The sequence below is a fragment of the Pseudomonas sp. MF09150 genome, assembly GCF_059862355.1.
Genome location: NZ_JCBCUS010000002.1, coordinates 118,635 through 132,638, shown reverse-complemented (window position 1 = coordinate 132,638; position 14,004 = coordinate 118,635). Strand labels below are relative to the sequence as shown.

Annotated in this window: 5 protein-coding genes; 3 read left to right on the top strand and 2 right to left on the bottom strand. The window is 62.2% G+C overall.

The genetic code is table 11. The features are described 5' to 3' along the window. The first annotated feature begins 7 nt into the window (after positions 1 to 7). From AC19YX_RS10140 to AC19YX_RS10130, 3 genes are all read left to right on the top strand, one after another. The gene (locus tag AC19YX_RS10140; protein WP_500606187.1) at positions 8 to 9,646 is read left to right on the top strand and encodes a hemagglutinin repeat-containing protein; all 9,639 of its coding nucleotides are present in this window, start codon (positions 8 to 10) and stop codon (positions 9,644 to 9,646) included. Beyond that, positions 9,643 to 10,485 (top strand): hypothetical protein, encoded by an 843-nt coding sequence (locus tag AC19YX_RS10135; protein ID WP_421548850.1) that lies wholly within the window; start codon positions 9,643 to 9,645, stop codon positions 10,483 to 10,485. The genes AC19YX_RS10140 and AC19YX_RS10135 overlap by 4 nt, the downstream gene beginning before the upstream one ends. A 142-nt stretch (positions 10,486 to 10,627) precedes the next feature. Then, on the top strand, positions 10,628 to 11,638 hold the full coding sequence (locus AC19YX_RS10130) for an AI-2E family transporter (protein ID WP_078469592.1): 1,011 nt from the start codon (positions 10,628 to 10,630) through the stop codon (positions 11,636 to 11,638). A gap of 13 nt (positions 11,639 to 11,651) precedes the next feature. On the opposite strand, the gene AC19YX_RS10125 is transcribed toward AC19YX_RS10130, so the two are convergent. Both AC19YX_RS10125 and AC19YX_RS10120 read right to left on the bottom strand, forming a co-directional pair. After that, a complete protein-coding gene (locus AC19YX_RS10125) occupies positions 11,652 to 12,560 on the bottom strand; it encodes a hypothetical protein (RefSeq protein ID WP_500606186.1) in 909 nt (302 codons plus the stop codon). A gap of 59 nt (positions 12,561 to 12,619) precedes the next feature. Next, the gene (locus AC19YX_RS10120) at positions 12,620 to 13,885 is read right to left on the bottom strand and encodes an Hsp70 family protein (RefSeq protein ID WP_078469594.1); all 1,266 of its coding nucleotides are present in this window, start codon (positions 13,883 to 13,885) and stop codon (positions 12,620 to 12,622) included. Positions 13,886 to 14,004 lie beyond the last annotated feature (119 nt).

Below are 14,004 nucleotides of genomic sequence, written 5' to 3'. Positions count from 1 at the left end.
TTGCCACATGGACGTTCGCAAGCCCTTTGCTCAATGCATTGCCCTATCACTGTCGGGCATCATTTTCCTGAACCCGATTGTCAGCGTCGCCGCCGGGCTGACGCTCGATCCCCAGGCGGGTGGCAATGCCACCATCGGCCAGGCAGGCAATGGCGTGCCAGTGGTCAATATCAATGGGACCAACGGCAGCGGGCTGTCTCACAACAAATTCAGCGAATACAACGTCGGCAGCAACGGCCTGATCCTCAACAACAGCGTCAATTCGGTGCAGAACACCCAGCTTGGCGGTTACATCCCGGGCAACGCGAACCTCAAGGGCCAGGCCGCGCAAGTCATCCTCAACGAAGTCACCGGCAGTAACCGCAGCACCCTCAAGGGCTACACCGAAGTCGCGGGCCAGGCGGCGCGGGTGATAGTCGCCAACCCCCATGGCATCACCTGCAACGGCTGCGGCTTCATCAATACGCCGCGCGCCACCCTGACCACCGGCAAACCGGTGATCAATGGCCAGAAACTTGATCACTTCCAGGTCGATGGCGGGGATATCTCCATCGAGGGCGCGGGGCTCAACGCCAGCAATATCGACCAGTTCGACCTCATCACCCGCAGCACCAAACTCAATGCCGACCTGTACGCGAAGAAGCTCAATGTCATCACCGGCCGCAACGATGTCGGCGCCGATGACCTGAGCGTCACCGCGCGTGCAGACGACGGCAGTGCCAAGCCGGAAATGGCCATCGACAGCTCGGCCCTGGGCGGTATGTACGCCGGGGCGATCCGCCTGGTGGGCACGGAAAAGGGCGTGGGGGTGAACATCTCCGGCGAAATGGCCGCCAGCACCGGCGACATCCAGATCGATGCCAGCGGCAAGGTGACCGTAGCCAGCATGGGCGCCAACCAGGCCATCGCCATCAAGGCCCAGAGCGTCGAGCTTCAGGGCCCGGCCTATGCGGGCACCGAAGCGCGGATCGACAGCCGCGGCGCCGTGACCGTCAGCAAGAGCCTCGCCGCGCGGGACAAAGTACAGGTCACCAGCGGCAGCCAGATACGCAACAACGGCATCATCGAGGCGGGGGTCAACCCGGATAACACGCGCACTGCCACGGGCGATGTGACCCTCGTCAGCCAGACCCTGAGCAACCAGGGCAATGTGCTGGCCAGCCGCACGCTCAACGTGAAGGCGCAGCAGGCCGTCGAAAACAACAACGGCGTGATACAGGGCGCCAAGGTGCAAGTGAGCACCGCGCGCCTGGTCAGCCAGGGCGAGCAGGCGCGGCTGCTTGCGCAGCACACCCTCACCCTCGACACCCCGGCCATCGTCAACCTCGGCGGGCTGATCCGCTTTGGTGACGGCCAGGCGGTCGACCTCAACCTTGCCAGCCTGGACAACACTGGCGGGCGGATCGAGGTTGCCGGTGCCGGTCTGAACTTGCGCACCAGCGATTTCATCAACCAGAAGGGCAAGGTGATTGCCGACCAGGTACTGGTCACGGTTGATCGCCTCAACAACCAGCAAGGCCTGATCGGTGCGAGCCAGGGCAGTGCGATTTTCAAGATCAGCGGCCAGCTCGATAACGACGGCGGCCACCTCCAGGCCAAGAGCCTGCTTGAAGTGCAAGCGGGTGAAGCCCTGAACCGTGGCGGCAGCTTGCTGGGCGACCAGATCACCCTGACCGCGCAACGCCTGGACAACAGCCAGAAAGGCATGATCAGCGCAGAGAACGGGGCGACCGCAATCACCCTCGACCAGGACCTGATCAATGCCGGTGGGCAGATCCAGGCCACTACCGCGCTCGACCTCAAGATGGCGAGCCTGGACAACCGTGGCGGCACTTTGATTGCGCCGCAACTGACTCTGGACAGTCGCGGCAACCTGGCCAACCAGGGCGGCACCATCAACGGTGATGTGCTCAAGCTCAAGGCCGGGGATGTGGATAACAGCGGCGGCCTGCTGCAAGGCCGGCAAACACTGAATCTGCAAGCCGGTGACCTGGCGAACAATCAGGGTCGTGTCCTCGGCAACGAACTGACGGCCCACCTCGACGGGCTCAGCGACAACGCCAACGGCGTGCTCAGCGCCGAGAACGGTCCGCTGACGCTGATCGTCAAGCAGCACCTGAATAACGCCCTGGGCCATCTGCAAGCCAAACAGGGCAATGTGCAGGTCGAAGCCGGCAGCGTCGGCAACCAGCAAGGGGTCGTGGTCGGTAACCAACTGGTGCTGACCAGCAGCGGGATGCTCGACAACCGTGGCGGGCGCCTGGTGGGTGACCGCCTGACGGTCACCGCCAGCGGCCTGGACAACCAGGCCAAGGGGCTGCTCGCGGCCGGAACCGATGGCTTGACGTTGACCATCAACCCCAACGGCACCGCACCGGGTCAGGTGAGCAACAGCCAGGGGCGGATCCAGAGCGATGGCGCCTTGCAGATCGACGGTGGCCAGTTGAGCAACAGCGCGGGCGTGATGCTCGGCAATAGCCTGGTGATCAATGCCGACAGCCTGGACAACAGCAACCAGGGCGCACTGGTCGCCCAGGCCGGCAATGTCGCCCTGACCCTCAGTGGCGCCTTGAACAACAACGCCGGACTGATCGATGCCGGCGAGCAGAAACTGCGGGTCAGCCAGTTCAGTCAGCTCGACAACCTGGGTGGCACCTTGAAGGGCAAGCGCCTGGAAATCCAGGGCGGGGCTGTGGATAACCGTCAGGGCCAATTGCTCGCGGGCAGCGCGGGCCTGGAGCTGATCACGGGCAACCTGGATAACCGCGGGGGCATGATCCTGGCCAAGGATAGCCATGCCGAAGTGGCCCTGGCCCAGGGCGCCATGGATAACCGTGGTGGGACCTTGCAAGGCGCCAGCGTCGCGCTGACTGCCGGCTCTGTGGATAACAGTGCCCTGGATGGCAAGGCCGGCCTGATCAGCAGCCAATCCGGCGCGCTGAAATTGACAGTCGACCGCCTGACCAACCAGGCCGGCAAGCTGTATGCGAACGGCTTGCTCAGCTCCTCCGGGCAACTGCTGGACAATCGGGGTGGCGAAGTCAGCGCCCGGCAACTGGAACTGGCGGCCCGTGGCGACCTGTTGAACCAGGGTGGCCTGATCGAATCGGCTGACGGCCTGCTGCTTACCGGCGGCAACCTGGACAACAGCAGCGGCGGTCGAGTGCGGGCGCTGGCGGGGCAGTTGGGCACTGTTGCGCTGACCGGCAACCTGAATAACCAGGGCGGATCGCTGGCCATCGGTACGGCTGCATTTGCCCTCAACGCCGGGCTGTTGAGCAACTCCCTGGGGAGCATCGAGCATGCCGGGGGCGGCCAGTTCAAGCTGGACCTGGCCGGGCTTGCGGGCAGCCAGGGCCGTGTCACCGGTCTCGGCCACGGCGATTGGGATATCGGCGCGGTCAATGGCGCCGGGCTGTTGCAGCTCAATGGCGCACTGGACTTGAGCACCTCGGGTGATCTCAGCCTCAATGCCGGCGACCGCATTGCCAGCGCCAGCGGCCTGCGCCTGGGCGCGGTGAACCTGAACAACGGGGGCGAGCTGGTCAGCGATGGCGACCTGGCCCTGGAGCTGGGTGGCAACCTGAACAACAGCGGCCTGCTCTCGGCGCAGAAAAAACTCACGGTCGGCGCCACCGACTTGAACCAGCTCGGCGGACGTATCGCCAGTGGCGGTGATACCCAACTGAACCTGCGCGGCACCCTGGACAACCTGGGGCGCCTGATCGCCAGCCAGAACCTGTCGGTGTCCGCAGCGCAGATCAACAACCGCGGCACCCTGGGCGCCCTGGGACAATTGGAACTGCGCTCGGCCAATGGCATCACCACCTCGGCCGACACGCTGATCTACAGCGGCGCCGACATGATCCTGCGCGGCAACGGCCTGGCCAACAGCTACGGCGATATCTACAGCGCCGGCAACCTCAGTTTCACCGCCTTGGATGGCGGGCGAGCGGCGTTGCTCAGCAACCGTTCCGGCACCATCGAAAGCGAAGGCGACATGTACATCGACGTGGGGTTGCTGGAAAACGCCATGGACAAATTCAAGATCGGCGAAAGCATCGTCAGTCGCCGTATCGACATCAATTGCACCGACTGCTCGGGCGATCACCACACCGCCACTTACATCGTCAACACCACCTACCAGGACAAGGTCCTGGAGCAATCGCCGGCTGCACGGCTGGTCTCCAATCGTGACCTGACCCTTCATGCCGACACCGTGGAAAACAGCCAAAGTCTGATCGCTGCCAACCGCGATGCCTTTGTCACCGCCAATAATTTCTACAACCGTGGCTCGACCCTGAACCAGCGGCTCGAGAGCATGACCTACTGGCTGCATGGTGTTCCCAAAAGCGCGTACCGCTATGCCAAGCAAGAAACCCTCGCCTGGAACGCCCGCAACGCGAATGTCGCCCCCGATCAGCAAGAGGCGGTACCGGGGGTGATTCTGCTGTACCCGCTCTTGTCCTCCCACAGCACCGTACTGCCGGGCACACAAACAGGCTACGCCTCGATCTTGCAAGCGGGTCAGCGGCTGAACCTGCAAGTCAGTGGCAATCTTGAAAACGGCACCCTGACCGAACAGAGCCGCGCCCAACTGACGGGCCAGCAGTTGCAGAACAACCTGTCCCAGGCCGGTGGCCAGGTGATCACGGTCAATGCGCAAAGCTCTGCCGCCAGCAATCAGGAAGCCAAGGATGTGCAGCGCGTCGAGCGCGTAGCCGCCGATGGCAGCACCCAGGTCGGTTTCGTGCCAGTGGACTTCAGCGGCACGCCGTTCGTTGCGGTCGATCCGACTTCGCTTGCGAGCTACCACCTGCCCCAGGGCGAGTACGGCATGTTCGTCAAGAGCCAGAACCCCAGCGGTCGTTACCTGATCGAGACCAACCCGGCCTTTACCGATCTGTCGCGTTTCATGAGCTCCGACTACATGCTCGGCCATCTCAACTACAACACCGACCAGACCTGGCGCCGCCTGGGCGACGGGCTGTATGAGACTCGGCTGATTCGCGAGGCCGTGTTGGCGCAAACCGGGCAACGCTTCCTGGCAGCCAGCCTGACCAGCGATTACGACCAGTATCGCTACCTGATGGATAACGCCATTGCGTCCAAGGACCAGTTGCAACTGAGCGTCGGGGTCTCCCTCAACGCGCAGCAAGTGGCGGCCTTGACCCACGACATCGTGTGGATGGAAACCCGCCAGGTGCAGGGCGAACAGGTATTGGTGCCGGTGCTGTACCTGGCCCAGGCCGACTCGCGCAATCTGCGCGGCGGCAGCCTGGTGCAAGGGCGGGATATGACCGTACTGGCAGGCAATGACCTGACCAACGTCGGCACCCTGCGCGCCAGCAATGACCTGAGCGTCAATGCCGGCGGCAACCTGTATCAGGGTGGCCTGGTGGAGGCCAACCAGCGGGTCAGCCTGATGGCCCAGGACAGCGTGCGAAATGCCCTGGGCGGTGAAATCCGCGGTAACCAGGTGAGCGTCACCGCGATCAAGGGCGACCTGATCAACGACCGCACCGCCGTTGCAGTGGGTTATGGCTCGGGTTCGCGCACGGTGCTGGATCAGGGCAGCCAGATCAGCGCGCGGCAGCAGCTGGACCTCAGTGCAGGACGCGACCTGACCAACGCAGGCCAGATCAGCAGCGCCGGCGATGCCAAGCTCAGTGCCGGCCGGGATATCGATCTGCTCGCGGTGCAGGACCATACCTTCACCCAGAGCGCCATCAGCCGTGGCCTGGTCACCAAGGACACGCTGCAGAACCTGGGTTCCAGCGTGACCACCCAGGGCAATCTCGAACTCAATGCCGGGCGTGATTTGGCGGTGGTGGCGAGCAAGGTCGCTGCGGGCAAGGACCTGACGCTCAATGCCGAGCGCGATATGGTCATCGCTTCGGCCCAGGACGCAGAGGCGTCGACCTTCTCCCAGAAGAAAAAAGGCTCCTGGGGCAGCAGCAAGACCACCCGCAGCGCGGATTCAGCCACCACCAACGTCGGTTCTGAAATCAGCGCCGGGCATGACCTGATGGTCAATGTCAGCCAGGACAAGGACGGCCGCATCAGCCTCAATGGCGGGCGCGATGTCACCGTGGTCGGCAGCCAGTTGAAAGCCGGTAATGACCTGTTGCTCGGCGCCGGTGGCGATGTGAGCCTGGTCTCGGCGCAAGAGCAGCAGGACAGCGCCTACAGCCAGAAGAAAAAAGGCAGCTTCGGCCTCAATAAAAGTGGCAACAGCCGCAGTTCCAGCACCACCACCCAGGTGGGCAGCGAGCTGAGCGCCGGCAATGACGCCGTGATCATCGCCGGCACCAACGTCAACCTGTCGGCCAGCACCGTCGAGGCCAAGCGTGATGCGGAGCTGCGAGCAGGGCTGATCGACAAGAACGGCGACATCAACCTGATCGATGCGGCGAACGAGTCCACCAGCCAAAGCGAGAAGTACCGGAGCAAGGTCGGTTTATCCAGTTCCGGCAGTTTTATCTCGATTGCCTCGTCCAAGAAGTCGGGGCAGGAAAACCTGCAGACCCAGAGCGTCGGCAGTGTGGTCAGTGCCGGGCGTGATACCACGCTGCAAGCGGCCCGTGATGTGAACATGATCGGCAGTACCGCTGCGGCGGTGCGCGACCTCAACGTCGGTGCGGGGCGCGACGTCAATGTCCTGGCCGGCAGCAACAGCCAGGACCAGAGCAATTGGAAAAGCGAGAAGCACACCGGCTTGTCCCTGGAAAGCGACCGGAACGGCGTCACCGCCTTCCTGGGGCGTGAGGCCCTCAAGGAGAAATCGCGCAATGCCCAGCAGACGGTCGCCGAGAGCCAGTTGCTGGCCGGGCAGGACGTCAACATCAAGACCGGTCGCGACCTGACTGTGGAAGGTTCGCGGATCGACGCCAATCGCGACGTCAACCTGCAGGCCGGACGCGACATCAATGTCGATGCCGGCAAGGAAACCTCGATTCAGGAAAACAGCAAGAGCCGCGACCGCAACGGCCTGACGGTCAATATCAGCCACAACTATGGCAACACCAAGGACGCCCTCGCAGGCACCGGCAAGGGTGACGACGGCGTGAGCAAGGCCTCGAGTGTGCTGAGCACCGTGGATTCGATCAACCAGTTCACCTCCGGGCCGACCAGCGCAACCCACTTCGGCTCGGCCAGCCAGGCCACCAGTTCGCGCCAGGAAGTCCGGAGCAACAGTCCGTCGAATGTGGGCGCGGGTCGAGACATCAGTGCCGTGGCCGGCAATGACATCACTGTTCGTGGCAGCCAGTTTGACGCCGGGCGCGATATCACCCTGGCCGGGCGCAACATCACCGTGGATGTGGCGCGTGGCGTGGTCTCGGAAGAGAGCAAGACCACCCGCAGCCAGGGTGGCATCAACGGCCAGAGCGGCGGTGGCAGTGCCCGGGCCGGGATCGGCGGCAGTGTCGGCTCGGCTACCGAGCAGCTCAGCGATGGCACCAGTACGCCTTCGGTGTTTCTGGCCGGGCGTGACGTCAGCCTTGAAGCCCGTGACAACCTGACGCTGATTGGGACCCAGGTCCATGCCGGGCGGGATATCGACCTCAGTGCCGGCAAGGACCTGACCATTCGCGCGGCGCAGAATGACTCCAGCAGTGAGTCCGATCGCAGCAGTGGCGGCGGTGAAGTCGGCCTGGCAGTGGGCGGCAAGGACTTCATCTCTGTGTATGCCAGTGTCGATATGGGCAAGGGCAAGCTTGATCGCGAGAACGAACGGCAGCAGAACGCCAACCTCGTTGCCGGTGACCAGTTGCGCTTCACCAGCGGCAAGGACAGCACTATTTCCGGTGCGACCTTGCGTGGCGATGAAGTCATCGGCCGGGTGGGCGGTGACCTGACCGTGTCCTCGGTGCCCGATACCGGCAAAGTCAGCGGCAAGCAACTGGATGCCAGTGTGACGGTGAGCATCGGCCTGGGCGGCGGTGGCAGTGTCAGCGGTTCGCTGGGGGTGGGCAAGACCACCGGCAAGACCGATTGGGTACAGGAACAGACCAGTATCACCGGCAAGAACGGCGTGGATATCCGCACCGAAAACCATACCCAGATCGACGGTGCGGTGATCGCCGCCGACAACGGCAAGCTGAAGCTGGACACCAACACCCTGGGCTTCCGCGATATCTCCGGCCAGGACAAGGAGCACAGCTACTACGTCAACGTGGGTGGCACCTTCGGCTGGGGAGGCGGTGGTGAAGGCGCCGATCAGATGACTGGCAAGGACGTGGCGTTTACCACCGACAAGAGCCTGGCCGGCAAAGGCAAGACTGGCGCCTCCGGCTGGAGCGTCAGCGGTTATGACTACCGCAAAGAGAAGGAGCAGGAAGTTCGCGCCACCGTGGGCGCCGGCAGCATCATCGTGCGCAACGATGCCAAGACTGGCGTGGACTCCACGACAGGCCTGAACCGCGATCTGACCAAGGCCTTCGAGATCACCAAGGACAAGGAAAAACGCACCGACCTGTATGTCAGCCAGTCCTCCCTGGACGGCGTGTCGCATCCGGTGGATACCGTGAACAACTGGCGCCAGGGTGTGAAGGACTATGGCAAGAACGCGGCGGGGATTTTTAGCCAGTACGCCGCCTTGAGCGGTGCCGCCAGCGCGGCGCTTGAAGAGAACCCGTCGCTGTGGCCATTGGCATGGATTCCGGGGCTGCTGGAAACCGTCATGGACAAGGCGTCCACCTACACCCTCGGGGTCATGCCGGGTGTTGAAAGTCATGGTGGCCTGATTACCCAGGTGCCGACTCTGTTGACCGGGGACATGCGTTTTTATCGAGTCAAAACCGGCTTCGAATACGAGTCAGACGGCAAGACCATCAAAGTGGATGACGGTGGCAAACCGGTGCTCAAGAAAGATCAGAGCCTGGTTGAGATCAGCCGGCCGGATGGCGATGGTGCGATTTTCACCAACGGCATTCAGAACTCGCTGCTCTCGGCCCTGGTCAATGGCGCTATGCAGACGGGCTCGGATACCTTCATGCAGGCCTACAACCCGGAGCACGGCATATTGGGCGACCTGGTCGAGTCATTGTGGGATGTGGCGCTGGGGGGTGTAGTGCGCTCCGGTAACGCGCGCGAACTGCATGACTTCTATCAGGCTGGCATCGACGACAATTACAAACTGGACATCGCCGGCCACAGCCAGGGTGGTCTCCTGACCTACCGCGGGATCTCGGGGCTGGACTTCAACCTCAATGGCAAGGTGGGCAGCATTCAATTGTCCGGTGCGCCTGTGGGCTCGACGAGTTTCTTCCAGGCGGCCAAGGAGGCCGGGTTCAACATTGAGGACGGCGCGTACTTCCAGGTGAACCGTCCCGGGTCGAAAAACTTCTTCGGCATGTTGCCCGTCACCGATACCGTGTCTGACTTGTTGGGCGGCAACTTCCTCCATTCGTCCGACCCGGTGGCGCGCTTCTTTGGTTCCCTGACCACCAGCACGTCGTTGCTGGGTGCGGCCAGCCCTCACTCCAACTACTTGTGCGTGTCCAAAGCCATGTGCGGTGATCAACCCAACGCCCTGCAAGAGCAGTTCAAAGGCAATTCGCGCTACATCACGCCGACGGTGATCGATGCCAACGGCACCCACACGCGCTTGCCCGATCCGGCCAACAAGACCAACAAGCTATGAAGATTCTCAGAGCAGTCGTGGCAGGCGGGTTGCTGATCCTGGGCAGCGGGTGCAGCAACCCGCCCCTGGTCTACGAGAATGCTCGCTTCGATAACCGCATGCTCTGCACCGAAGGCGCCAAGCGGGTCACGTTGATGCAGCGTTATTCCTTCGACCTGCCGGGGCCTTTTCGTCATGCGCCCTGCGGGACGATCACCAGCGGGTTTTATTATGAGAAGGGACTTGATGCTCTCTCCGTAGGGACGTCCGGAACCTTTTCCTATGGCGATATCCAGGTGACGGCGTCCGGGCTCTATATGCGGGTCAACAGCTTTCTCAGTGGCAGGTCGGACGGGCTGCTCTATCCCAAGCAGGCGTTTAAGGACGATCTTGTGGCCAGGCAGGCGTTGCCTTCCTATCACGGGGTCAAACCCAGCAGTTTCGATTGGGTGACACGCCAGGGTTTTCAATGCCTGCGTACCTACGAGCGCTGGGAAGGGAAGGCGGTTGGCATTTTCGAGGATGAGGTCAAGTACTGGTGCTGGGAGCAGGAGAGCGGCTTGAAGCAGCCTTTCTACGTGCATGCGGGCCAGCGCCTGCCTTTGGGAACCAAGGGCTACGACCTGGATCAGGTCTTTATCGAACCGTTCTTCCAGAGCCTGAAAATCAATCGATTGCCCGCACCGGTGCTGGCCAAGGCGCAGGCGGATCTGCAAGCCTTCTGTAGCCACGTCAAGTCTCGTCTGGACAAGAACCTGCCCTGGGGCGATGACTACCCCGACAAGCGCCTGAACCTGACCTTTCTGCATTACTGCGGCTACGACGTGCCGCTGCCTGACTCGGCCGCGCCAGCGCTCTGATGGCACCATTGATTCGAACCAACGGCTGTCGCGACACTCTTGTAAATAATTGAGCCGCTTTCCTTACGGCGCCTGCCCCTATTCGTGCCCGGAGAACGCTGGCAGACTGCCAATCTTTTCAAGCCGTTCGTTTTGAGGCTATATGCCAACGTTTTCTCAGCGTCATCTGTTGTTGTTCAGTTGGGTCATCATTTTCGGCGGGTTGCTTCTGGTTCTGCCGCTGCGACTATTGCCAAGCCTGCTGGCCGGGCTGCTGGTTTTCGAACTGGTCAATATGCTCACCCCGCAGCTGCAACGGCTGATCGAAGGACGACGCGCGCGTTGGCTGGCAGTGGCGTTGCTCGGCACCCTGGTGGTCAGCCTGCTGACGCTGCTGTTTGCCGGGGCCATCAGTTTTCTGCTGCACGAGGCGGAAAACCCAGGCGCTTCCCTGGATAAATTCATGGCCGTGGTCGACAAGGCGCGTGGCCAGCTGCCGCCGTTTCTCGACTCCTACCTGCCGGCCAGTGCCGCAGAATTCCAGGCCGCGATTGGCGCCTGGGCCAGCAAGCATTTGAGTGAGTTGCAACTGGTGGGCAAGGACGCGGCCCATATGTTCGTGACCTTGCTGATCGGCATGGTGCTGGGGGCGATCATCGCCTTGCAGCGGGTGCCCGACCTGACCAAGCGCAAACCGTTGGCCGCTGCCCTGTTCGATCGCCTGCACTTGCTGGTCCAGGCGTTTCGCAACATCGTGTTTGCCCAGATCAAGATTTCCCTGCTCAACACCTTCTTCACCGGGATCTTCCTCGCGGTGGTACTGCCGATGTTCGGGGTCAAGCTGCCGCTGACCAAGACCCTGATCGTGCTGACCTTCCTCCTGGGCCTGCTGCCGGTAATCGGCAACCTGATCTCCAACACCCTGATCACCATAGTCGGGCTGTCACTGTCGATCTGGGTGGCGGTGGCGGCGCTGGGCTACCTGATCTTTATCCACAAGCTGGAATACTTCCTCAACGCGCGAATCGTCGGCGGGCAGATCAGTGCCAAGTCCTGGGAGTTGCTCCTGGCGATGCTGGTGTTCGAGGCCGCGTTCGGCCTGCCGGGGGTGGTGGCAGGGCCGATTTACTACGCCTACCTGAAAAGCGAGTTGAAGCTGGCGGGGCTGGTCTAGGCCGCCGCTTGCTTCAATTGCGCTTGTCGCCCTCATAGGTGACCGACTGGAGACGATCAAGACCTGAACCGATATGGAACGAGAACGGCCGGCCCAGTTGCTGGATCTTCTCGGCGCATTGAGCGTTCCAATCGTCGTTACGGTTATCGGGGCTGAAGTCGGCGGTTAGCAGCTGTTCACCCAGGTTGGCGACTTCAATCGACAGTTGCAGCTTGGTCCGCAGCAGGTCGTCCTGAACCATGTCTTCGCTCCACAGGCGAATCTCGCCTTTGCGCACGCTTTCGCGCAATTGGGCGTCCTTGATGATCATTTGGCCGGTCACGGTCTTTTTTCTATAGCCCTGGCTGCGGTAGTTGATGCGCACATGCTCCGGCGATTGCCCGGGAACTTGTTGCACGCTCACCGCGTTGAAGGGCAGGTCGCCGTCCAGTTGGCCCTGGATGTTGCAGACGATTTCGACCGGAACCCCACTCTTGTTGTAATAGCCCAGTGCCCGGTCGAGCAGCAGGTAGCGCGCCGAAAGCCTGACCTCGGAGTTGATGGACAGGGTCAGGGTGGTCGGCTGCGGGGGCGCGTCCCCCGGCTGCGGTTCGAGTGTCATGTCGATGGCCATGCTGCTGGCCGTTCGCGCTTTGAGAATGTCATCGAACAGTGCGCGCAATGCCTCGCGCTGCTCGGGGCTCAGGCTGTCCTTGAGGGACAGATGAACCACTCGGTTGTCTTGCTCATCCAGCGCCAGCTCGACCTTTTCAGGATCGATGCCGCGGGCGCGAATCGCCTCCACCAACAAGGCGCTGACACTACCATTGACCTGCTGGCCCTGGTACCCAACCGGCTGCTCGAAGTGCAGGGACATGAAGTCTTCCTTGCAGCCGGTCAGCAGCAGGGCGGCGAGCAGGGGCAACAGTTTGTACAGGTTCATCGTTTCGGTTCCTTGCGAAAATTTTCCCCAGCCCTGGGGCACGACGGTCGAGCGGGTTTCTAGCCGTAGCGCTTCCTGGCTTCAATCGCCAGACCGCTGCCGATGCTGCCGAAGATGTTGCCTTCGACGTGACGGGCATTGGGCAGCATGGCCGAGATGCTCTGGCGCAGGGCCGGGATGCCGCTGGAACCGCCGGTGAAGAACACCGTGTCGACCTGGGCCACATCGACGCTGGCATCGTCCAGCAACTGGGTCACGCTGTTGCGGATGCGCTCCAGCAGGTTGTCGATGGCCGACTCGAACAGCGCCCGGCTCAGCTCCACGCTCAACCCCGGCTCGATACGGTCCAGGGGCACGTGGCGGCTGTCGGTGTGGGTCAGCTGGATCTTGGTTTCCTCGACTTCCATCGCCAGCCAGTGGCCGGCACGCTGCTCGATCAGCTTGAACAGGCGGTCGATGCCACCGGTGTCTTCGATGTCGTAGCGCATGCTGCCCAGGGCCAACTGGGATTTTTGCGAGTACACCGAGTTGATGGTGTGCCAGGTCGCCAGGTTCATGTGGTGGCTGGTGGGCATGTAGGCGCCGCTTTTCATCCGGCTGCCGTAGCCGAACAGCGGCATCAGGCCTTGCAGGCTCAATTGCTTGTCGAAATCGGTACCGCCGATGTGCACGCCACCGGTGGCCAGGATGTCGTCGTGGCGGTTGTCCAGGTCGCGGCGCTCGGGGGCCAGGCGTACCAGGGAGAAGTCGGACGTACCACCGCCGATGTCGACGATCAGCACCAGTTCTTCGCGTTCGATGGTCGACTCGTAGTCGAAGGCTGCGGCGATGGGCTCGTACTGGAAGGACACTTCCTTGAAGCCCAGCTTGCGCGCCACCTCCACCAGGGTGTTTTCAGCTTCCTGGTCGGCGGCGGCATCGTCATCGACGAAGAACACCGGGCGACCCAGGACCACTTCCTCGAATTCCCGACCGGCGGCGGTTTCCGCGCGGGCCTTGAGTTGGCCGATAAACAGGCCCAGCAGGTCCTTGAAGGGCATCGCCGTGCCCAGCACGCTGGTGTCGTGCTTGATCAGCTTGGAGCCCAGCAGGCTTTTCAGCGAGCGCATCAGGCGGCCTTCATAGCCTTCCAGGTACTCGTGCAACGCCAGGCGACCGTACACCGGGCGACGTTCTTCGATATTGAAGAACACCACCGAGGGCAGGGTGATCTTGTCATCCTCCAGCGCGATAAGCGTTTCCATGCCGGGGCGCAGCCAGCCGACAGTGGAGTTGGACGTGCCAAAGTCGATACCGCAGGCACGGGCCGGAGATGCGTTTTTCATGTCTTTCAAGTTCCGGTTAAAAAACGGCCGCGCAGTGTATGCCAGTCGCTGGCAGATTCGAAGGCCGACTATCCGCTAAATCGAAACCTTTTCCTGCCTTGAAAGACTATTCTTCACCC

What these genes read in the sequence shown, in the direction of transcription:
- AC19YX_RS10140 (WP_500606187.1), top strand. Translation starts at nt 8, where the DNA reads ATGGACGTTCGCAAGCCCTTTGCTCAATGCATTGCCCTATCACTGTCG.
- AC19YX_RS10135 (WP_421548850.1), top strand. Translation starts at nt 9,643, where the DNA reads ATGAAGATTCTCAGAGCAGTCGTGGCAGGCGGGTTGCTGATCCTGGGC.
- AC19YX_RS10130 (WP_078469592.1), top strand. Translation starts at nt 10,628, where the DNA reads ATGCCAACGTTTTCTCAGCGTCATCTGTTGTTGTTCAGTTGGGTCATC.
- AC19YX_RS10125 (WP_500606186.1), bottom strand. Translation starts at nt 12,560, where the DNA reads ATGAACCTGTACAAACTGTTGCCCCTGCTCGCCGCCCTGCTGCTGACC.
- AC19YX_RS10120 (WP_078469594.1), bottom strand. Translation starts at nt 13,885, where the DNA reads ATGAAAAACGCATCTCCGGCCCGTGCCTGCGGTATCGACTTTGGCACG.